Below are 21,053 nucleotides of genomic sequence, written 5' to 3'. Positions count from 1 at the left end.
TCCTGCCGGGTGCTGCACGGTACGGCGGGGATTGCGTTGTATCGCCGGGCGCCGCCGTGTCACGCTAGATGCCGCTCGATACCGCTTGGTGCCGACGAACGCGGCCGCGTGCCGCGCGCCGTCGGATGCCGCGAAGGCTGACGTGGACCGGCGCGGACCCGCTCTTGGCGGTCCGCGCCGCCGACGGTGCGCGGCGGCGAATCGGCCGCATCGCGCACGCGGCGCACCCGAGCCTGCCGGGCGCGCCGCTCGTACCGCTTACTTCTGGTACCCGGCCTGCTTGACCGCGCGATCGGCGGCCGCATTGCCCGCGGCAAGCGCCTGGTCCACCGACATCTGACCCGCGACCGCTCCCGAGATCGACTGGCCGACGACCGTGCCGAACGACTGGAACTCGGGAATGCCGACGAATTGCACGCCCGTGTACGGCACCTTCTGCGCCGACGGATCGTTCGGATTCGCGGTCTGGATCGCGTTGAGCACGAAGCTCGCGAACGGCGCGGCAGCCTGGTATTCAGGGTTCTTGTACGTCGATTCGCGCGTTCCCGGCGGCACCGAGGCCCAGCCTTCATCCTTCGCGACGAGCGCGATATAGTCCTTCGACGTCGCCCATTGGATGAACTTCTTCGCGGCGTCCGGCGACTTCGACGACTTCGGAATCGCGAGCGCCCACGACCAGAGCCAATGCGAACCCTTGGCCGTGACTTCGGTCGGCGCGGCGGCGAAGCCGACCGTATCGGCGATCTTCGAATCCTTCTTGTTGTAGAGCATGCCCGCGGCGACGGTCGCATCGATCCACATCGCGCACTTGCCGCCCGACATCAGCGTCAGGTTTTCGTTGAAGCCGTTCGAGCTCGCTCCCGGGGGACCGTCCTTCTTGAGCAGGTCGACGTAGAAATTGATCGCCTTCTTCCACTCGGGCGACGTCAGCTGCGCATGCCAGTTTTCGTCGAACCAGCGGCCGCCGAACGCGTTGACGAGCGTCGTCGTATAGGCCATGTTTTCACCCCAGCCGGCCTTGCCGCGCAGGCAGATGCCGTACTGGCCGTTGGCCTTGTCGGTGAGCTTGTCGGCGAAGTCCTTGATCTGATCGTAGGTCGGCGCGTCGGGCATCTTGAGCCCCTTGGCCGCGAACAGATCCTTGCGATAGAACGTCATCGAGCTTTCGACGTAGAACGGCAGCGCATAGAGCGTGCCGTTGTACGAGAGACCGTCGCGCGCGGTCTTGACGACGTCGTCGAGGTCGTAGTCGGGCGACAGGCCCGTCATCGGCGCGAGCCAGCCGCGCTTGCCCCACTGCGGCGCTTCGTACGTGCCGATCATCATGACGTCGAACTGGCCGCTGTTCGTCGTGATGTCGGTCGTCGCGCGCTGACGCAGCACGTTTTCCTCGAGGATCACCCAGTTGAGCTTGATATCGGGGTTCTGCTTCTCGAAGTTGTCGGCCGAGATCTTCTTGAGCTCGATCATGTCCGGGTTGTTCAACGTCGCGATCGTCACCGTCGTGGCCGCTTCGGCGTTGACCGCCACGCATGCGAGCGTTGCACAGGCTGCCGGAATCATGGCCTTCCACGGCCGGAAATTACGTTTCATGTTGCGTCTCCTGAGGATGCCGGCTTGTTGATCTTGAACGCCGGTGTGTGGTGTTGCTATGGGTGGTGCGGATCGTGTTGCCTGCCTATGACCTCTGCCCTGCGTGCGGACGTCCGTGCGTGCGAGCAAGGCGCGGACCCGCGATGCCTCTGAATCAGCTCATCCAGTTCCCGCCGTCGACGTTGAGCGTCTGCGCGGTGATGTAGTCGGCGTCGCGCGACGCGAGAAACAGCGCCGCGCCCGTCAAGTCGTCGGGCACGCCCATGCGTCCGAGCGGCACCGCATCGCCGACGAGCTGCCGCTTCTCGCCGAGCCGACGGCCTTCGTACTTCGCGAACAGCGCATCGACTTCGTCCCACATCGGCGTGTCGACGACGCCCGGCGCGATGCCGTTCACGTTGATCCGATGCGGCGCGAGCGCGAGCGCGGCCGACTGCGTATAGCTGAGCACCGCGGCCTTCGTCGCACAGTAGTGCGACACGAGCGCTTCGCCGCGCCGGCCCGCCTGCGACGCCATATTGATGATCTTGCCGCCCTCGCCCTGGTCGACCATGCGTTGGGCAATCGCCTGCATCAGGAAAAACATGCCCTTCACATTGACCGCGAACAGACGGTCGTAGACGTCCCACGACTCGTCGAGCAGCGGCCGCATATCGAACAGCGCCGCGTTGTTGAACAGGATGTCGATGCGGCCGAACCGCGCGACGGTCTCCGACACGATCCGCGCGATGTCCTCGCGCCGCGTCACGTCGGCCTGGAGCGCGAGCACGCGCTCGGGACCGTAGACGCCGAAGCGCTGTTCGATCGCGGCCGGGGGCTTCACGTCGACGAGCACGCAGCGCGCGCCCGCGTCGAGGTAGCGACGCGCCACGGCTTCTCCGATACCGCTGGCCGCGCCCGTGAGCACGGCAACCTTGTCTTTGAGGATCAAAGCGTCTCCTGGCGATCGATGCCGTGTGGTGCGGCGTTCATCGGGCGATCTGACGTTCGTCCGATGAACCGAAATCGATCTTTTGTTCATTGAATGATCGAATGATCTGTAATGAGTCTAGGAAAGTCAAGGTCGGGTAAACACGTTTGCTCGCGTCCGGCCGTCTTTGCTTGCATCGGAAGCGCGGCTCGACGCGACGCGTCGGCACGCGAATTACCCGCGTTTTGGGACGCATCCCACTTAGATCTCACTTCGGCGCAAAGCGAGGCATACTGGGCGCCCCCGAGCCGCTACGCGGCCCGGACCGAAACACCCCGAACCGCCCCTGTAAGCCGCACGCCCATTGACCGACCTATGAAAATCACGAAGCTGACCACCTACCGCCTGCCGCCGCGCTGGATGTTCGTCAAGATTGAGACCGACGAAGGCATCGTCGGCTGGGGCGAGCCGGTCATCGAAGGCCGCGCGCGGACGGTCGAGACGGCCGTCATCGAGATGGGCGAAACGCTGATCGGACAGGATCCGTCGCGGATCAACGATATCTGGCAGACGCTCTATCGCTCGAACTTCTATCGCGGCGGCCCGATTCTCATGAGCGCGATCGCCGGCATCGACCAGGCGCTCTGGGACATCAAGGGCAAAGCCCTCGGCGTGCCCGTCTACGAGCTGCTCGGCGGCCTCGTGCGCGACAAGATGAAGACCTATAGCTGGGTCGGCGGCGATCGTCCCGACGACATCGTCGAGCACATGAAAAAGCTCATGGCCGTCGGCTTCGATACGTTCAAGATGAACGGCTGCGAGGAAATGGGCATCGTCGATACGGCGCGCGCGGTCGACAAGGCCGTCGCGAAGATCGGCGAAATCCGCGCGAAGCTCGGCAACGCGGTCGACTTCGGCCTCGATTTCCACGGCCGCGTGTCGGCGCCGATGGCGCCCGTGCTGATCAAGGAACTCGAACCGTTCCGTCCGCTGTTCATCGAGGAACCCGTGCTCGCCGAACAGGCCGAGTACTACCCGCGGCTCGCCGAGCGCACGTTCATTCCGATCGCGGCCGGCGAACGCATGTTCTCGCGCTTCGAGTTCAAGCGCGTCTTCGCGCAGAGCGGCCTGTCGATCGTGCAGCCCGATCTCTCGCATGCGGGCGGCATCACCGAATGCGTGAAGATCGCATCGATGGCCGAGGCCTACGATATCGCGCTCGCGCCGCACTGCCCGCTGGGTCCGATCGCGCTCGCGTCATGCCTGCACGTCGACTTCGTCTCGCGCAATGCCGTGCTCCAGGAACAGAGCATGGGCATTCACTACAACCAGGGCGGCGAGGTCAACGACTACGTCAAGAACAAGGACGTCTTCAAGTTCGACAACGGCCATATCCACGCGATGAAGGGACCGGGTCTGGGGGTCGAGATCGACGAGGAGGTCGTGATCGAGCGCAGCAAGCAGGCGCCCGACTGGCACAACCCGGTCTGGCGTCATCCGGACGGCGCGGTCGCCGAATGGTAAAACGCTGAGCGCGGCGTGCGCGCGCGATCGGTCGATCGGCTAGTCGGCTAATCGGTCCATCGCTCGCCGCGCCGCATGCGCACATCGGGTCATGCATCATCGGGGCGCATCGGGCCGCCGCGCGAACGATCGCGGTACGCGCATCGCCCGCCTCGCCGTGTCCATGACCGTCTGTTTCAATCGCCTTCCGCGCGCCCGTTTTTCCTGCGAAATCCCTGCGACTTCCTTTCATTCACACGACACTCAAGACCCCGTCGGCCCCCGTCAGACGGGCCTCCGAGCGAGATTGGCGCGGTCTCCCTTACCCGGAATTACGCGCCGTGAAATTGAGAAAGCGGTGCCCTTCATATTGAAGATTTCGTAATAGACGCGGTGCTTATCGTGAAGGCTCCTAACACCAAGAGGAGTCCACCATGAGCATCAGCAGTCTCACCAGCAGCACCGCGAGCAGTTCGCTGTACGGGCTGTCGACGACCCTGTCGACCACGCCCGCGTTGAGCGACAGCCTCGCTTCGCTGACCGATTCGAGCAGTTCGAGTTCGGGCACCAGTTCCTTCCTTGCCGCGCTCGAAAAGACCCTGGCCGAACTCGGCCTGTCGATCGACGAAACGAACGGCACGTCGGCCACGTCGGCGACGACCGCCTCGACGTCGACATCGGGCACGACGTCCGCGGATACGACGACCGCATCGACCTCGACGAGCGATTCGACCGGTTCGACGGATTCGACCTCGGCGAGCACCGACACGTCGTCGACCGACGACACCGATTCCTCGTCCAACACCGCGCTCCAGGAACTCATCGGCGCCATGTTCCAGATGCTCTCGAGCCTCCAGCCGAGCGGCGCGACGTCGTCCTCGTCGAGCAGCGATTCGTCGGTCAGCGCGGCAAGCAGCGCACCGCCGCCGCCTCCGTCGGGCGGCTATAACGATCTCGGCGGCGCGCTCAACGCGCTCGCGCAGGCGATCGGCGCGAGCAGCTCGTCGAGCAGCTCGGGCGACTCGACCTCGGGCGATTCGTCGAGCGATGCATCGGACACGGCGTCGGATACGTCATCCTCGTCGTCGACGAGCTCGACGTCGTCGCTGAGCAGCGAACTCGCGACGCTCGAATCGGACTTCACGAGCGCGTTCGGTTCGAACTCGGGCACGACGCTCGAAAGCTTCGTGCAGACGCTTGCCGACAACCTGGGCTCGGGATCGGGCTTCGGGCAGTCCGGCAGCTTCGTCGCGACGTCCGCCTGAGCTTCGATCGATCCGGCAGCCGACGCCCCGCCCCATCGCGCGCAATCCCCGCGTCGCGCGATGGACGCGCGGGCGTTCCCCGGCAAATCTGACCGATCCCCTTTCTCCGCCAATGCTGGCGCGCCTGAGCGCGATGTCCGACGCGCGCGTTCGCCTCGGGAGTAAGGTCCGGTAAGGCAAAACGGACCCTTCCGGTAAGGAATGAAAGCGGCCGCGACGCCCTTGCACGCTCGTGCGTCATAGAATGAGCCGCATGAAACCTCATGTACTTGTCGTCGACGACGACCCCGTGGTGCGCGATCTGCTGCGCCGCGTTCTGCAAGGCAACGGCATGGACGTCTCCGTGCTCCACGACGCGTCCGGGCTGCGCCGCCGGCTGACACTCGAACGGCCGTCGCTGATCCTGCTCGACATCATGATGCCGAACCTCGACGGCCTTCAGGCGCTCAAGGCGCTGCGCGAAGCCGGCGACGACGTGCCCGTGATCTTCCTGTCTGGCCGCGGCGGCGTGGTCGATCGCGTCGTCGGCCTCGAATTCGGCGCGGACGACTATCTGACCAAACCCTGCGACTCGCGCGAACTGCTCGCGCGGATCAACGCCGTGCTCCGGCGCCGTGGCCGCGTGCCGAGCGCCGCGCCCGAACAGCGCGACACGTTCACGTTCGGCCCCTACTTGCTCGACTACACGACCCGCACGCTCGTGCGCGACGGTGAGCGCATGGACCTGCGCGACGGCGAATATGCATTGCTCAAGGTCTTCAGCACGCATCCGCTGACCGTGCTGTCGCGCGCGCGGCTGCACGATCTGCTGCACGGCGACGACTACGCGTTTCGCGACCGCTCGCTCGATGTGTCCGCGTGGCGACTGCGGCGCGTCATCGAGACCGATCCGTCGAATCCGCGCTACGTGCAGACGGTGCGCGGCAAGGGCTATATCTTCGTGCCGGATGCGCGGGAATTCGCGGAGCTCGGGATCGGCAGCGAAGTCGCATGAAGCGTCGGTTCGATACGCTGTTTGTCCGGCTTGCGCTGACCTCGCTCGTCGTCGTGCTGCTCGTGCAGATCGGCGGCATCGCGATCGTGCTGATCCAGCGTCCGAAGCACGACGTCGAGGGTTACGCGCGCGGCCTGCAGATCGCGGTCGAAACCGCGCATATGCACGAACAATCGGGCCTCATCGAGCCGCTCGACTTCGGACCGCCCGGGGGACCCGGGCACGGATATCCGCCCGGACCGAACCCGATCGCGGGCCTCGGGCGCTATGCGCCGCACCCGCATCCCGGCCCCGGCGACATCGACCGCGGTCCGCCGCACGGCATGGACGGCGGCCCCGAAGGCCCGCTTTCCGGACCGCGACCCGATGACGGCGACGGACCGCGGATTCCCCCCGACACGGATCTCTCGCATCGGCCGCCCGACATGGGCCCGATGCATCCGCCGCGGCGCGTGCGCTACGTCGACGTCAAGGCGTCCGAAGCGCTGTCGTTGCCGGCCAATCCGATCATGCGCAACCGGCTGCTCGCGGTGCTCGCCACCAAACTGCCGACGGGTACCGATATCCGCGTCGACAACGAACAGCCGACCCACCTCTGGGTTCGCTACCCCGCCAGCGCGCGCTGGATCGTCATGCCGTTCGACGAACCGCCGTCGCCGCCGATCTTCGCCGAACTCAGCATCATGGCGATCGCGTCGATCGTGCTCGCGTTGATCGCCGCCTGGCAACTGCAATTACCCGTGCTCCGCGTCGCGCAGGCGGCGCGCGCGTTCGGCCGCTCGCGGCGTCTGCCGCCCGTCGAACCGAGCGGCCCGCGCGAGCTGCGCGAACTCGCGATGTCGTTCAACGACATGATGCGGCGCGTCGAGGAAGCCGAGAACAGCCAGGCCGTCATGCTCGCGGGCGTCGCGCACGACCTCAAGTCGCCGCTCATGCGGCTGCGCTTGCGCGCCGATCTGCTCGACGACATCAGCGAGCGGCAAGGCTTCCTGCGCGATGTCGAATCGCTCACGCATATCGTCGAGCAGTTCCTGCTGTTCGCGAACGAATCGCCCGAACCGGGCCCGCAGATCGAGGTCGACGACGCGTTGCGCGCGCAGTACGGGCAGGACGAAACGAGTGACGAATCCGATATCGATGCGCTGTTCGCGCTGTCGCTCCACGCGGGCCGCGCATTCCGGCTGCCGCGCACGCTGATCGACCGGCTGATCGGCAACCTCGTCGACAACGCGCTCGATCACGGCGAACCGCCGGTCTCGATCGCGACACGCCGCGACGGCGACCATTGGGTCATCGAGATCCGCGATCACGGTCCGGGCATCGATCCCGCGCAGATCAACACGGTCATTCAGCCTTTCGTGCGGCTCGATTCGTCACGCGGCGGCGAAGGGCATTGCGGGCTCGGCCTCGCGATCGTCCATCGGCTCACCCAGCAGCAGGGCGGCGAATGCACGTTCGCGAACGCGCCCGACGGCGGACTCGTCGTGACCATCCGCCTGCCGGTCGCGGGCCCTGCCGGCGCGGCGATCACAGCCTCGAAACGCTTGCCTTCCTGACGCTCCGGTATATCCATCCGATACGCGGTCTCCTACGCTCCAGCGCCTCGCTGCGCCCCAAACGCATCGGGCCGCGTGCAGACGATATCTGCGCGCGGCCCGATCGGTTCGACTCACCTTCGACTCACTTTCGACTCACTTTCGACTCAACCCGGATCGGCCCTGACGAACCGTCGCGCACGGTGACGGACGATCACGCGCAACGGCGCAAGACAACGCGCCATCGCGAACCATTGCGAAAGGTGCCGATCGATGTTTCAGATCAATGCTTGGGCCCACCGTGCGGCAGGCTGTCGAGACGCGCGAGCGACTCGTCGAGCGCGCCGCGCAGCGTGGCGATCGCGTCGTCCGCGTGCGCCGGCTTGAGTTGCGTGTCGGCCAGGCGATGGAAGACCAGGTCGCGGATGATGGGGTCGTGCGTCTTCGCGAGCACGCTCCGGTAGAACGCGGGCAACTCGGAAGCGCGGTCGGTCTCGACGTAGAGCGATGCGATCTCGTCGATCGTGCGGATCGCGGCGTGAACCTCGGGCGGGCCTTCGGGCCGTCCCTCAAAGCCAGGCCCGCCGTGATGCGGACCCCGATCGGCGAACCCGGCGCCGGGCGGCGGCGGGAAACCGCGCGGGCCGTCGGGCAGCGCGCCCGCGGGCGGCGCGATCGACGCGGGCGCCGACGATGCGGTCGTGGGCGAGTTCGCATCGGCAGTCTGCGCAAGCACCGGCGCGGCAAAATGGCACGCGACGCAAAGCGCCAGCAATTTGGCCAACTTCATTGAAAAGACCTCACGGATCAGACGTCCCCATCGACCATATGGTCCGGACGATGCGTGAAGCCTGACACGGGCGCCAGGTATCCGAGGTGAAACGTAAGGTCGCGTAATCTTGCAATCGGATACCGATATCGCACGGCCTCCGTATCGCGATAATCGCTCGCCCCGAAAGCGAAGCGGTGCGCGCGACGAATCGTCGCTGAATCGCCGCTGAATCGCGTATTTCAATCGACCGGCACCTGAATCCGCCGTCTCGCATCACGCCCATTTTCGACGCGCCGCCCTTTCAATATGAAAAATATCGAAAGCCCGATAAAACAACGACGACATCCCTGACGACTCTTCCATTTCACGCGCAAGTCGATTGCACATCGCGTATCGAGCACGATAATCAAGAGAAGACTTTTTATGCATCCGATTCATCTTCGATCCAAGAAAATATAATCGGCAATCGATGTGGTATCGCTTGATTCCGCTTCGATATTTTCCTATGTTTACGGGGCAGCAAACCCTTTACCCATGGCCGCGCCAGGCCGATTCACGGGAGCCCCTATCGACGCACATCCCCCCCTCGATTGCAATCTCGTCACGCTGATTCACGATGATATTTTCAATCCCTCATCGGAATGAGCGCATGCGACATTCCATGAATTGGGTCCGCCATCCAATTTCAGGAGGCGCACATGGCCAAAGAAGAGAAGTCATTTAAAGAATTAGTGGATGAAGCGCCCGTGCATGCCGTCCATGAGACGGCCACGCTCACCGGCACATTATCGCGCTCGGACGAGTCCGGCAAATTCGTGCTGACGCTCGGCGACGGCCGAACCGTGAAACTCGCGGTCGATGCGGTCAAACGCCATAAAGTCCTCGGCAGCTCCGGCGCGCAAGCCATCGTCGAAGTCGAGGTCGACGTCAAAAGCATCCCGGCCGACACGCCGGCTCCGTTCGGACAGACGACCGACCTCAAGCTCAAGCCGCTGCTCGACACGTTCTATACGTTCGATCATCCGAAGAGTCCGTTCCTCGATACGCACCCGGGCGTGGCGCCCGACGTCACGATCGCCTGGTGGGATCCTCCTCTCCCCAAGGAGCGCGACGCGGTCCATGCGTTCAAACCGCCCTTGCACGATCACAGCGTCGCGTGGTTCGACCCTCCGCCGAAGCCTCCGTTCGTCGATACGCACCCGGGCATGCCCGAGGTCTCGGTCCCGGTCTTCGACAAGCCCCCGTACGACGAAGTTGTCGGGCCCGTTACGCCGCCGTTCGGCTCGACCGTGCAGAACCCGGCCGCTCAGCAAGGCGCCGCGCCGTTTTCGCTCGCGGCGGCCCGGCAGGCGCCGGCCAACGCGCTGGCCGCCTTGCAGAATCCGTGGGCGGCCTGGGCGGCCGCATGGACGGGCGTCGCCCAAGACACCGCTTAGCCGATACGCCGACGCGCACGCCATCGCGCCGTGCGCGCATCGGCGTGCGCGGCGCACTTGATCGAGGCATGTGCCCTTGAAAATCCTGATCGTCTCGTCCCTCGACGACCCCCACGCCCTCGCGGTCATGCGGGCGCTCGCCGGCATGCGCGGCGTCGATACGGCGTTGCTCGATCTCTCGGCCTTTTCACAGCGCCTGTCGGTCTCGATGGACTTTCGAGGCGGCGCGCGAACCTACGGCCTGCATCATGCGGACGGCCATGTCTCGGACCTCGGCGAGATCGGCGCGATCTGGTGGCGCCGGCCGCAACCGTTCGCCTTGTCGGCGGCCATGACGGATCCGCATTATCGGCAGTTCGCGATGTCGGAAGCGCAGACCGCGTTCCGGGGCCTCTGGCAGTCGCTCGATGCGTTCTGGATCAATGCGCCCTCGAAGGATGCGATCGCGTCCGACAAACCGTGGCAATTGAAGCTTGCGCAGCAGGCGGGCCTCGAGATCCCCGCCACGCTGATCACGAGCGACCCCGATGCCGCGCGCGCATTCTGGCGCGAGCACGACGGCAACGTGATCTACAAACAGTTTCTCGCGCTGCCTCAGACCTGGCGGGAAACCCGGCGGCTCACACAGGCGGACATGGCGTTCGCCGACACCGTGCGCGAGACGCCCGTCATCTTCCAGCGCTTCGTCGAAGCCGACGCGGATATCCGGGCGATCGTCGTCGGCGACGCGATCTTCGCGGCCGGCACCGACGTCCGCGCGGCCGCCTATCCGACCGACGTGCGCATGAACCTCGACACGCGCTACACGGCCTGCTCGTTACCGCCCGCGGTCCACGCGGCGCTGCTCGCGCTGATGCGCGAGATGGGCCTGGAATACGGCGCGATCGATCTCCGGCGCACTCCCGATGGACGGTATGTGTTCCTCGAAATCAATCCCGCGGGCCAGTTCCTCTACATCGAGATGATGACGGGCCTGCCGATCTCGGCGGCGCTCGCCGCACATCTGGCAAGCGGCAGCCGCGCGGCATAAGCGCGGGCGAAAAAAAACCCTCGTGCCAGGACGAGGGCTTTTTTGTGCGACGCCTGCGACATCGCGATGATTCGATGCGCGCCGCGCACGTCAACGGCAATCGGACGATACGAGTCGGCATGCGCCACGATCCGCGCGACGCCGGCGCCGACATCGATCCATCCGGATCGACGCAATCAAGCGCCGAAGTTTTGCGCCGCGAAGTCCCAGTTCACGAGGCTCCAGAATGCCTCGACGAACTTCGGACGCGCATTGCGATAGTCGATGTAGTACGCGTGTTCCCAAACGTCGAGCGTGAGCAGCGGCTTCGCATCGGTCGTCAGCGGCGTCGCGGCGTTGCTCGTCGAGACGATGTCGAGCGAGCCGTCCGGCTTCTTGACGAGCCATGCCCAGCCCGAACCGAACGTGCCGACGGCGACCTTCGTGAACTCTTCCTTGAACTTGTCGTACGAGCCGTACTTCGCGTTGATCGCTTCGGCGAGCTTGCCCGTGGGCTGGCTGCCGCCCGGCTTCAGGCTGTTCCAGAAGAACGTGTGATTCCAGATCTGCGCCGCGTTGTTGAACACGCCGCCCGACGACTTCTTGACGATCTCCTCGAGCGAGAGGTTCTCGAACTCGGTGCCCGGGATCAGCTTGTTCAGGTTCGTGACGTAGGTCTGGTGATGCTTGCCATAGTGAAACTCGAGCGTCTCTTCCGAGATATGCGGCGCGAGTGCGTTCTTGGCGTACGGCAGCGGCGGCAACGTATGTTCCATGGTCATTCTTCCTGTTGTGGGGGGACTTGAATAAAACGGGGCGGGGACTACCGTTGATGCTCGGCGTGACGCGCGACTTCGGATTGTAGGCGATCACGCATCATGAGGGGTCCCCGCGATTTTCATGCCCGTCGCGACGCGCCGCGAGGCGGCATATCGGACCGGATGAATGCGATATCGACGACGCGTGCATGGCGGCCCTCGTCCTAGAACTCGGTATCGAGCCGGGGCTGGACGTCGGTAATCCCGATGTCGGCCGAACCGTCGGCGAGATGCACGGTGACGCGGCGGCCGCGTTCGAGCGCGCGCGGGTCGCGCACCGCGTGTCCCTTGGCGTCGAGCACGGCCGCGTATCCGCGTTCGAGCGTGCGGCGCGGGCTCAGCAATTCGGCACGCGCGCGAAGTTCGCGCACGCACGCGAGACGCCGCTCGTGCGCGCGCTCGAACGATTGGGTCAGCCGCGCGCGCGCCTGGGCGATCCGCGCGATCTCGGCCGCGAGATCGGGACGTTGCCGGCGCCACCGCATGTCGAGCAGCGCAAAGCGCGCACGCGCATGCTGGGTCGTGCCGCGCGCCGCGCGCGCGAGCCGCGTCGCCCATTGGTCGAGCTGCTGCCGCTGGCGTGCCAGACGCTCGGCGGGGCTCACGAGCCGCCGCGCGAGCCAGTCGATCTGCTGCGCGCGGCGTTCGATACCGCGTTCGAGCGCGCGCGCGAGCTGCGCATGGTGATGGCCGAGTTCGCGCACGAGCAACGCGCGCTGCGGACTCGCGAGTTCGGCCGCGCCGGTCGGCGTCGGCGCGCGCACATCGGCCGCGAAGTCGGCGATCGTGAAGTCGGTTTCGTGACCGACGCCGCTCACGACGGGAATCGGCGAGCTCGCGATCGCACGCGCGAGCGCCTCGTCGTTGAACGACCAGAGATCCTCGATCGATCCGCCGCCGCGACATACGATCAGGACGTCGACCTCGTCGCGCCGGCCCGCGCGTTCGACCATCTCGCGCAAGCGCTGTGCCGAATCCGCGCCCTGCACGGGCGCCGGATAGACGATCACCGGCACATGCGGCGCGCGGCGCACGAGCGTCGTGACGACATCGCGCAACGCGGCGGCCGCGAGCGACGTGACGACGCCGATCGCACGCGGATGCGTCGGCAGCGCGCGCTTGCGCTGCGCATCGAACAACCCTTCGGATTCGAGCTGCTGCTTGAGTTTGAGGAACGCCTCGAACAGCCGCCCCTGCCCCGTGCGCCGGACCTGTTCGACATTGAGCTGGAGTTCGCCGCGCGGTTCGTACATCGCGACAAGCGCGCGGACCTCGATGCGGTCGCCTTCGCGCGGCGTGAAATCGGCGTATTGCGCGCGTCCGCGAAACATCACGCAGCGGATCTGCGCCGACGCATCCTTGATCGAGAAATACCAGTGGCCGCTCGCGGCGCGCGTGAAATTCGAGACCTCGCCGGCGATCCAGGCAAGCGGAAACGCGCGTTCGAGCACGTTCGCGATCGCGCGATTGAGCGCCGACACAGGCAGGACGAGGTCGCCGCCGCTCATCGGCGTCTCCGAGGCGCGTGAATTCGGCCAGTCGTCGTCTCGATTCATCTGAGCTCGTCAGCTTTGCGGGGATGTCAAGCTTAACCGACATCGGGGCCCGATCACGAGATAGCCCCACGAACCGGCATCCCGTGCGACGCCCGCCTCGGCCGCAAGCTCAACCAAGCGAGGGTCGCAAACCACGGGCCCGGGCATGGTTTTTAAAACGCGGGCTCGAAGCTATCCACATCGGCGCCCGATCCACGCGTCTGGTCTGAGAAATGTGCGGTCGCGCACACTGAAACCCGCATGGCGCTTGGCTTTGCGGCAATTTCTGCCGTGTCAGAGAGTTTTGCCCGAATCGCGCGGAGCCTTGCCAGGCATAGGTTTGCGGGAAATGTCAAGCGCCGGCGGCGGCAAAAAGATGTGTGCGGCTGCGTACTTTACCGAGAAGCCTCAAAACACGGCACGCCAACGCAATTCTTGCCGGATGAACGACTTATGCCGGATTTAGCAGAGTTCTTCACAAAGTTATCCACAGCAACTGGGGATAGCCGCCCAACCCGCGCGGAGGCGGCTCGCCGGGCGTTCGCGCGGGCTCGGCGACCTTGTCCGAGGGCGCGGCTCAGGCTACAGTGCTGAGCCAGTCGCCGGCCCTCCGCGAAAAAATTGCAAGCTTCGCGCGGCCGGCTCACGCTTCGTGCGTTTCCTGAGTGACTCCCGTCTTGACCTCGACCCGCTCGGCACAGGCCGAACTCTTCATTACGCGCGCATGGCAAAAACGCGGCGGATTCGCGTGGGCGCTGTGGCCGCTGTCGCTCGTGTTCGGCGCGATCGCCGCCGCGCGTCGCGCGAGTTTTCGGCTCGGGCTGCGCACGGTCGAGCATGCCGGCATTCCGGTCGTCGTCGTCGGCAACGTGACCGTCGGCGGCACCGGCAAAACGCCGACCGTCATCGCGCTCGCGCATGCGCTGCGCGAGGCGGGCTTCACGCCCGGCATCGTGTCGCGCGGCTACGGGGCGAAAGTGAGCGTGCCTGTCGAAGTCCGTGTCGCCTCGAACGCGGCGCACGCCGGCGACGAGCCCTTGCTGATCCGGCGGCGCAGCGCGGCCCCCGTCTTCGTGCACCCGGACCGTATCCGCGCGGTGCGCGCGCTGCGCGCCGCGCACCCCGACGTCGACGTCGTGATCAGCGACGACGGGCTCCAGCACTACCGGCTTGCGCGCGACGCCGAAATCGTCGTCTTCGACCATCGGCTCGGCGGCAATGGCTTTCTGCTGCCCGCCGGACCGCTGCGCGAACCGTTGTCGCGCGCGCGCGACGCGACGCTCGTGAATAACCCGTACGACCGTGCGCTGCCGCCCTGGCCCAACACGTTCGCGCTGCGGCTCGCGCCCGGCGATGCATGGAACGTCGCGAACCCGGCGCTGCGCAGACCGCTCGCGCAGTTCGCGCATGCGCGCGTGCTCGCGGCGGCCGGTATCGGCGCGCCCGAGCGCTTCTTCGCGACGTTGCGCGCGCAAGGCATCGTGCCGTCGACGCGCGCGCTGCCCGATCATTACCGTTTCGATTCGAACCCATTTATCGACGACGACGTCGACACCGTCCTGATCACGGAAAAGGATGCGGTAAAATGCTCCGCCTGGCGCGACGACCGGCTCTGGGCCGTCCCGGTCGATGCCGTCCTGGACCCGCGCCTGATTGCGCTTGTTGTGGAGAAACTTCGTGGACGCACGCCTGCTTGAAATTCTAGTCTGCCCGTTGTGCAAGGGCCCGCTGACGCACGACCGCGCCGCGCAAGAACTGATCTGCAGCGTCGATAAACTCGCGTACCCGATCCGCGACGGCATTCCCGTGATGCTCGTCGGCGAAGCCCGTCAAACTGTCGAAGGCACCCTCGTCGAGCCCGGTCCCGCCGGGGATCGATGAGTCGCCCCGAGCGCGGCCAGGCCGCGCCCGCGACGCACGGCGGCGCATCGATTCCGTTCATTGCCGTCGTACCCGCGCGTCTCGCCTCGACGCGCTTGCCCGATAAACCGCTGGCCGATATCGGCGGACGGCCGATGGTCGTGCGCGTCGCCGAACGCGCGCGCGAGGCGGGCGCGCGGCAGGTGCTCGTGGCGACCGACGCGCAATCCGTCTTCGACGCGGTGACCGATGCGGGCTTCGACGCCGTGCTCACGCGCGCCGATCATCCGACGGGCACCGATCGTCTGGCCGAAGTCGTCGAACAGCAAGGCTGGGACGACGAGCAAATCATTGTCAACGTGCAAGGCGACGAACCGCTGATCGACCCCGCGCTCGTGCGCGACGTGGCCGCGCATCTCGCGAAGCTGCCCGACTGCGCGATCGCGACGGCCGCTCATCCGATCACGGATCCGGCCGAGGTCTTCAATCCGAACATCGTCAAGGTCGTACCCGACGCACGCGGCGTAGCGCTCTACTTCTCGCGCGCGCCGATTCCGTGGTCGCGCGACGCCTATCAGGCGGCCTGGCCCGACGTCGCGTCGATGCCCGCGTCGACGGCCGCCGTTTATCGGCATATCGGACTCTATGCGTATCGCGCGGGTTTCCTGCGGCGATTCCCGCATCTGAGCCAGGCGCCGATCGAACAGGCCGAAGCGCTCGAGCAGTTGCGCGCGCTCTGGCACGGCGAGCGCATCGGCGTGCTGGTCACCGAGCACGCGCCCGCACCCGGCGTCGACACGCCGGCCGACCTTGAACGCGTCCGCGCCCTCGTGGCGGCGGGCGACTGAAAAAAATTCACATCTTCTTTGGAGACATCACCATGCGTTTGATCCTGTTGGGCGCTCCGGGCGCGGGAAAGGGCACCCAGGCCAATTTCATCAAGGAGCACTTCAACATCCCGCAAATCTCGACGGGCGACATGCTGCGCGCGGCCGTCAAGGCGGGCTCGCCGCTCGGCGTCAAGGCCAAGGGTTTCATGGACGCCGGTGAGCTCGTCCCCGACGATCTGATCATCAATCTCGTCAAGGAACGGCTCGCCGAGCCCGATTGCGTGAACGGCTACCTGTTCGATGGTTTCCCGCGCACGATTCCGCAAGCCGAGGCGATGAAGCAGGCCGCCGTGGCAATCGATTACGTCGTCGAGATCGACGTGCCGTTCGACGAGATCATCGTGCGCATGAGCGGACGCCGCACGCACCCCGCGTCGGGCCGTACGTATCACGTCAAGTTCAATCCGCCGAAGGTCGAAGGCAAGGACGACGTCACGGGCGAGCCGCTCGTGCAACGCGACGACGACAAGGAAGAGACCGTGCGCAAGCGTCTCGACGTCTATGTCGCGCAGACGCGTCCGCTCGTCGACTACTACTCGGACTGGGCCAAGCACAACGGCACGGACGCACCCGTCGCGGCGCCGGCCTATCGGAAGATCTCGGGAACGGGATCGGTCGATGCGATTCGAGACCGCGTACTCGGCGCACTCGCGTGAGCGAGGCACGCGACGCGATCTCGCGACGGACACAGGCGACCCTCGGGTCGCTTTTTTTTCGCGCGCGCGAACGCAATCGGGACGCCTCGCACGCGCCGGTGAACCCGCAGTGTCATGCCCGATCCGCGCGAGACGGTCACAGACGGTCTCGCCTCTGTACGACCGGCATCGATCCGATGCCGGCCCTTCGCTGAACGCCGACAAGGAGCACGCGACATGCAGATCCAGGACAACGTTTTTATCGTGACCGGCGGCGCGTCGGGCCTCGGCGCCGGCACAGCGCGACGGCTCGCGGAGCAAGGCGGCCGTGTCGTCATCGCGGATCTCAACATCGATGCGGGCACGGCGCTCGCGCGCGAGATCGGCGCCGCATTCGCTTCATGCGACGTGACGCGCGAGGCCGACGCACGCGCCGTGGTCACGGCGGCTGCCGGCCTCGGTCCCGTGCGCGGCCTCGTCAATTGCGCGGGCGTCGCGCCGGCCGCGAAGACCGTCGGCAAAGACGGCCCTCACCCGCTCGACCTGTTTGCGAAGACGGTGTCGATCAACCTGATCGGCACGTTCAACATGATCCGGCTCGCGGCCGCCGCGATGCAGTCGCTCGACCCGAACGGCGATCAGGAACGCGGCGTCATCATCAATACGGCATCGGTCGCCGCCTACGACGGGCAGATCGGCCAGGCGGCCTATGCGGCCTCGAAAGGCGGCATCGTCGCCATGACGCTGCCGATCGCGCGCGATCTCGCGCGCAGCGGTATCCGCGTCATGACGATCGCGCCGGGCATCTTCGAGACGCCCATGCTGCTCGGCATGCCGCAGGAGGTCCAGGACGCGCTCGGCGCGAGCGTGCCGTTCCCGTCGCGGCTCGGCAAGCCGGTCGAGTACGCCATGCTCGTTCAGCAGATCCTCGCGAACCCGATGCTCAACGGCGAAGTGATCCGCCTCGACGGCGCGATCCGGATGCAGCCCAAATAGACCGGCGGACGCGGGCCGGTGCCGGACGCACGCGACCCGCACGCACGAAACGGGCCGCAAGCAGGTCACGAACGGGCCACAAACGGGCCACGAGCAGGCCGCAAGCGGACCTCGAACGGCGCCCGCGCGGCGCGTTCGAGCGGCGCCTCCAAACGCGGGGCGACCGGCGCGAAAAAGGCGCGTGCCGGCCTACAATCGAACGTACGCGCGGCGTCGTGCGGCTGTCCGCTCGCGGGCAGTCGGCCCGTCACGCGTCGCCCGTGCCGCCGCACCGGGCAGGCTGCGCACCCATAACAACAAGACACGACGATCAGGAGGCCCCGCATGAAGTCGCTTGCCGAGCAGATGTCGATTTATCAGCGCTACCACCGCAATCCGAAGAACAAGGCGACGCATTTCGTCGGCGTCCCCGCGATCGTGCTCGCCGTCATGCTCGCGTTGTCATGGGTACCGATCGGGCACTCGGGCATCACGCTCGCCGACGTCCTCGTCGTGCCGTTGCTCGTCTATTACTTCCGTCTCGACGGCCCGCTCGCGCTCGCGTCGACGATCGTGCTCGGGGCGCTGCTCGCGCTCGCGCACGGGCTCGACGCGAATCTGTCGCAGACCGGCGCATGGATCGCGTTCGGCGTGCTGTTCGTCGGCGGATGGATCGTGCAACTGGTCGGACACGCGTTCGAAGGACGCAAGCCGGCGCTCGCCGATAACCTGTTCCAGGTCTTCATCGCGCCGATCTTCCTCGTGGCCGAGGTCTTCTTCGCGTGCGGCTACAAGCCGGGACTGCGCGAGGCCGTCGAAGCGGGGCATCCGCGACACGCATGACGCCGCGCGCGGCGAGCGACGGGTGTGTCGCGCGTTACAGCGCCTCGTCGTCGCCGCCGCGCGTACGCTGACGCAGTTCTTCGAGCTGCGATTCGATGACGGTCGCGTCGTCGGCGTCGGGCCGCAGTTCGAGATACCGTTCGAGGTCCTCGACGGCGGGGCGGAAGAAATCGAGCCGCGCGAACGCGAACCCGCGGTCGCGCCGCTCCTCGATCCGCTCGGGCAACAGCACGACGAGCCGCTGCTGGATCGCGAGCAGGCGCTGCCAGCGCTCGGTCTGGATATAGAGCGATTTCAACGTGCGCAGCATCTTGGCGACGATCTCGCGATCGGTCGCCGGCATCAGCAGCGTGCGCAGCACGCTCGAGATCGATTCGCCCGAATGCTGGCGCACATACGGTTCGAGCATATCGACGAGACGCGACTCGGACAGCGCTTCGCCCGTCGTCGGATCGAGCATGATCTCGCCCGCGGGCGTCGTCACGCGCAGCAGGAAATGACCGGGGAACGAGACGCCTCGCGCGGGGATCCCGAGCTGCGAGCTGATCTCGAGATAGAGCACGGCCAGCGAAGTCGGCACGCCGCGCCGGCGCTGGATCACGATGTTCAGATGACTGTTGTCGGGATCGTTGTAGTCGTTGAGATTCGCCCCGAAACCGAGCTCGCCGAAAAAGAACCGGTTCAGCGTCTGCAGTTTCTGCGTGATCCCCGCATCGGCCGCGATGCGCTTGCGCACGCGCAAGGCGAACTCGTCGATCGTCGCGAGACACCCCTGCAGATCGAGATCCGGATAGGCATCCTGAGCGATCGCAAGGGCCGCTTCCGTCAGTGGAAAACCGACATCTTCGGCCACGAGCGTGCCGAAGTATTCGAGCAGGCGTGTCGCCATCAACTGACCCGTCGTTTGAAGAACGTGTACTTGAATCCCATTGCCCACAGCATGCCGAAGTACAGCGCGGCCACCGCGACCAGGCTCGCGCCGAGCAGGCTCAAACGCACGAACGGCGTGTGACGCAGGCCCACCCAGTCGAAGCTCTGACTCAACCATAGCAGAACGCCGGCCAGAACGAGGCACGCGCCGAGCAACTGAACGAGAAATTTGCCCCAACCGGCCGACGGCTTGTAGATGCCGCGCCGTACGAGCCCGATATAGAGCAACACGCCGTTCAGGCAGGCCCCGACGCCGATCGCGAGCGCCAAGCCCGCGTGCGCGAAGATCGGTACGAACAGATAGTTGCAGATCTGCGTGACGACGAGCACGACGAGCGCGATCTTGACCGGCGTCTTGATGTCCTGCTTCGCATAGAAGCCCGGCGTCAGGATCTTGACGACGATCAGGCCGACGAGCCCGACGCCGTAAGCGGTCAGCGCGCGCGACACCATCTCGACGTCGTGCGCGTTGAACCGGCCGTAGTCGAGAATCGAAGCGACGAGCGGCTTCGCGAAGAAGAACAGCGCGATCGCGCTCGGCGCCGCAAGCAGGAACGTCAGGCGCAGGCCCCAGTCGAGCAGCGCCGAATACTCGCCGTGATCGGCGTCGCTATGCGCTTTCGAGAGGCTCGGCAGCAGGATCGTGCCGAGCGCGACACCGAGCATCGCGCTCGGAAATTCCATGAGCCGGTCCGCATAGGTGATCCACGAGACGCTGCCCGCGGCGAGCCGCGACGCGATGTTCGTGTTCATGATCAGACTGACTTGCGCGACCGACACCGAGAACGTCGCCGGCACCATCTTCGCGAGCACGCGCTTGACGCCCGGATGCCGGAGCGCGCGCATGAAATGCAGACCGATGCGCGGCAGCATGTCGATCTCCTTGAGCCCGGGAAGCTGCACCAGGAACTGGAGCACGCCGCCCACGAGCACGGCCCACGCGAGCGCGTAGATCGGCACGGCCACGTGGGGCGCGACGAAGAGGGCCGCGAAAATGAACGACACGTTGAGCAGCACGGGCGCGAACGCGGGCAGCGAGAACTTGCGATAGACGTTGAGCACGCCCGCGGCCAGCGAGGTCAGCGAAATCAGCGCGATGTAGGGAAACATCACGCGCGTCATGTGCACGGCGGCGGGGAAGCCGTTGCCTTCGTCCTTGAGGCCGGTCGCGACGGCGAACACGACGGCCGACGCGCCGAGCATGCCGAACAGGGACAGCAGCGAGAGCACCCAGGTCAGGACCGTCGACATGGCGTCGACGAGCGCCTTGGTCTCGTCGTGGCCCTTTTGCTGCTTGAACTCGGCGAGGATCGGCACGAAGGCCTGCGAAAACGCGCCCTCGGCCGAAAGACGCCGAAGCAGGTTCGGGATCCGGAATGCGACATTGAAGGCGTCGGTGAGTGGACTGGCGCCGAACGTACGTGCGATCAGCACTTCGCGCGCGAGTCCGGCGATCCGCGAGAGCAGCGTGAAGCCGCTGACGGTGAGGAGGGCTCGGAGTAGATTCATGTTGGCGCGTATTATACGGACCGATACCAGCCCGGCAGCCT

The 21,053-nt window shown here is 66.0% G+C and carries 19 protein-coding genes; 12 read left to right on the top strand and 7 right to left on the bottom strand.

Going from position 1 to position 21,053, the window contains the following annotated elements; translation table 11 throughout:
* Positions 1–258 precede the first annotated feature (258 nt).
* Both D7S86_RS21965 and D7S86_RS21960 read right to left on the bottom strand, forming a co-directional pair.
* Positions 259–1,593 (bottom strand): ABC transporter substrate-binding protein, encoded by a 1,335-nt coding sequence (locus tag D7S86_RS21965; protein WP_420813296.1) that lies wholly within the window; start codon positions 1,591–1,593, stop codon positions 259–261.
* A gap of 154 nt (positions 1,594–1,747) precedes the next feature.
* Positions 1,748–2,524, bottom strand: a complete 777-nt coding sequence (locus D7S86_RS21960; RefSeq protein ID WP_121089321.1) for an L-iditol 2-dehydrogenase — start codon at positions 2,522–2,524, stop codon at positions 1,748–1,750.
* A gap of 354 nt (positions 2,525–2,878) precedes the next feature.
* Between D7S86_RS21960 and dgoD the strand changes: the two genes are divergently transcribed.
* The 4 genes from dgoD (at position 2,879) to D7S86_RS21935 (ending at position 7,821) form a co-directional block, all read left to right on the top strand.
* Entirely contained in the window at positions 2,879–4,027 is a 1,149-nt protein-coding gene (gene dgoD, locus D7S86_RS21955; RefSeq protein WP_121089319.1) for a galactonate dehydratase, read from the top strand.
* Positions 4,028–4,440: 413 nt separating this feature from the next.
* Complete coding sequence (locus D7S86_RS29250; protein WP_147432420.1) at positions 4,441–5,271, top strand: hypothetical protein; 831 nt, start codon at positions 4,441–4,443, stop codon at positions 5,269–5,271.
* A gap of 253 nt (positions 5,272–5,524) precedes the next feature.
* Positions 5,525–6,265 (top strand): response regulator, encoded by a 741-nt coding sequence (locus tag D7S86_RS21940; RefSeq protein ID WP_121089408.1) that lies wholly within the window; start codon positions 5,525–5,527, stop codon positions 6,263–6,265.
* Positions 6,262–7,821 (top strand): ATP-binding protein, encoded by a 1,560-nt coding sequence (locus D7S86_RS21935; RefSeq protein ID WP_121089312.1) that lies wholly within the window; start codon positions 6,262–6,264, stop codon positions 7,819–7,821. The genes D7S86_RS21940 and D7S86_RS21935 overlap by 4 nt, the downstream gene beginning before the upstream one ends.
* 262 nt (positions 7,822–8,083) lie before the next feature.
* Here the strand turns inward: D7S86_RS21935 and D7S86_RS21930 are convergent, their stop codons facing one another.
* Positions 8,084–8,590: a YfgM family protein gene (locus D7S86_RS21930; protein WP_121089310.1), complete on the bottom strand. Its 507-nt coding sequence runs from the start codon at positions 8,588–8,590 to the stop codon at positions 8,084–8,086.
* 680 nt (positions 8,591–9,270) lie between these two features.
* Here D7S86_RS21930 and D7S86_RS21925 point away from each other — a divergent pair.
* Both D7S86_RS21925 and D7S86_RS21920 read left to right on the top strand, forming a co-directional pair.
* Positions 9,271–10,008, top strand: a complete 738-nt coding sequence (locus D7S86_RS21925; RefSeq protein WP_147432419.1) for a hypothetical protein — start codon at positions 9,271–9,273, stop codon at positions 10,006–10,008.
* Between the two features lie 76 nt (positions 10,009–10,084).
* Positions 10,085–11,038, top strand: coding sequence for an MvdC/MvdD family ATP grasp protein (locus D7S86_RS21920; protein ID WP_121089306.1), 954 nt, complete (start codon positions 10,085–10,087; stop codon positions 11,036–11,038).
* 176 nt (positions 11,039–11,214) lie between these two features.
* On the opposite strand, the gene sodB is transcribed toward D7S86_RS21920, so the two are convergent.
* Together sodB and xseA are read right to left on the bottom strand one after the other, a co-directional pair.
* Positions 11,215–11,793: a superoxide dismutase [Fe] gene (sodB, locus tag D7S86_RS21910; RefSeq protein WP_121089302.1), complete on the bottom strand. Its 579-nt coding sequence runs from the start codon at positions 11,791–11,793 to the stop codon at positions 11,215–11,217.
* A 206-nt stretch (positions 11,794–11,999) separates the two neighbouring features.
* Positions 12,000–13,391, bottom strand: a complete 1,392-nt coding sequence (gene xseA, locus D7S86_RS21905; RefSeq protein WP_121089301.1) for an exodeoxyribonuclease VII large subunit — start codon at positions 13,389–13,391, stop codon at positions 12,000–12,002.
* A 656-nt stretch (positions 13,392–14,047) separates the two neighbouring features.
* Here xseA and lpxK point away from each other — a divergent pair.
* The 6 genes from lpxK (at position 14,048) to D7S86_RS21875 (ending at position 18,573) form a co-directional block, all read left to right on the top strand.
* Entirely contained in the window at positions 14,048–15,067 is a 1,020-nt protein-coding gene (gene lpxK, locus D7S86_RS21900) for a tetraacyldisaccharide 4'-kinase (RefSeq protein ID WP_240648338.1), read from the top strand.
* Complete coding sequence (locus D7S86_RS21895) at positions 15,048–15,251, top strand: Trm112 family protein (RefSeq protein ID WP_121089297.1); 204 nt, start codon at positions 15,048–15,050, stop codon at positions 15,249–15,251. Before lpxK ends, D7S86_RS21895 begins: the two co-directional genes overlap by 20 nt.
* On the top strand, positions 15,248–16,078 hold the full coding sequence (kdsB, locus tag D7S86_RS21890; protein WP_121089295.1) for a 3-deoxy-manno-octulosonate cytidylyltransferase: 831 nt from the start codon (positions 15,248–15,250) through the stop codon (positions 16,076–16,078). Before D7S86_RS21895 ends, kdsB begins: the two co-directional genes overlap by 4 nt.
* A gap of 32 nt (positions 16,079–16,110) precedes the next feature.
* Positions 16,111–16,776 carry an adenylate kinase gene (gene adk, locus D7S86_RS21885; RefSeq protein ID WP_121089293.1) on the top strand — a complete coding sequence of 222 codons (666 nt, stop codon included), beginning with the start codon at positions 16,111–16,113 and terminating at the stop codon, positions 16,774–16,776.
* Between the two features lie 216 nt (positions 16,777–16,992).
* Positions 16,993–17,751, top strand: a complete 759-nt coding sequence (locus D7S86_RS21880) for a 3-hydroxyacyl-CoA dehydrogenase (protein WP_121089291.1) — start codon at positions 16,993–16,995, stop codon at positions 17,749–17,751.
* 324 nt (positions 17,752–18,075) lie between these two features.
* Positions 18,076–18,573: an Mpo1 family 2-hydroxy fatty acid dioxygenase gene (locus D7S86_RS21875; RefSeq protein ID WP_121089288.1), complete on the top strand. Its 498-nt coding sequence runs from the start codon at positions 18,076–18,078 to the stop codon at positions 18,571–18,573.
* Positions 18,574–18,607: 34 nt separating this feature from the next.
* Here D7S86_RS21875 and D7S86_RS21870 read toward each other — a convergent pair whose 3' ends face one another.
* Positions 18,608–19,462 (bottom strand): SirB1 family protein, encoded by an 855-nt coding sequence (locus tag D7S86_RS21870; RefSeq protein ID WP_121089286.1) that lies wholly within the window; start codon positions 19,460–19,462, stop codon positions 18,608–18,610.
* The gene (gene murJ / locus D7S86_RS21865) at positions 19,462–21,012 is read right to left on the bottom strand and encodes a murein biosynthesis integral membrane protein MurJ (protein WP_121089284.1); all 1,551 of its coding nucleotides are present in this window, start codon (positions 21,010–21,012) and stop codon (positions 19,462–19,464) included. Before murJ ends, D7S86_RS21870 begins: the two co-directional genes overlap by 1 nt.
* Positions 21,013–21,053 lie beyond the last annotated feature (41 nt).

It is taken from the genome of Pararobbsia silviterrae, assembly GCF_003628125.1.
In the GTDB taxonomy this organism is placed as follows: Bacteria; Pseudomonadota; Gammaproteobacteria; order Burkholderiales; family Burkholderiaceae; genus Pararobbsia; species Pararobbsia silviterrae.
This window is presented reverse-complemented; position numbering and strand designations above follow the sequence as displayed.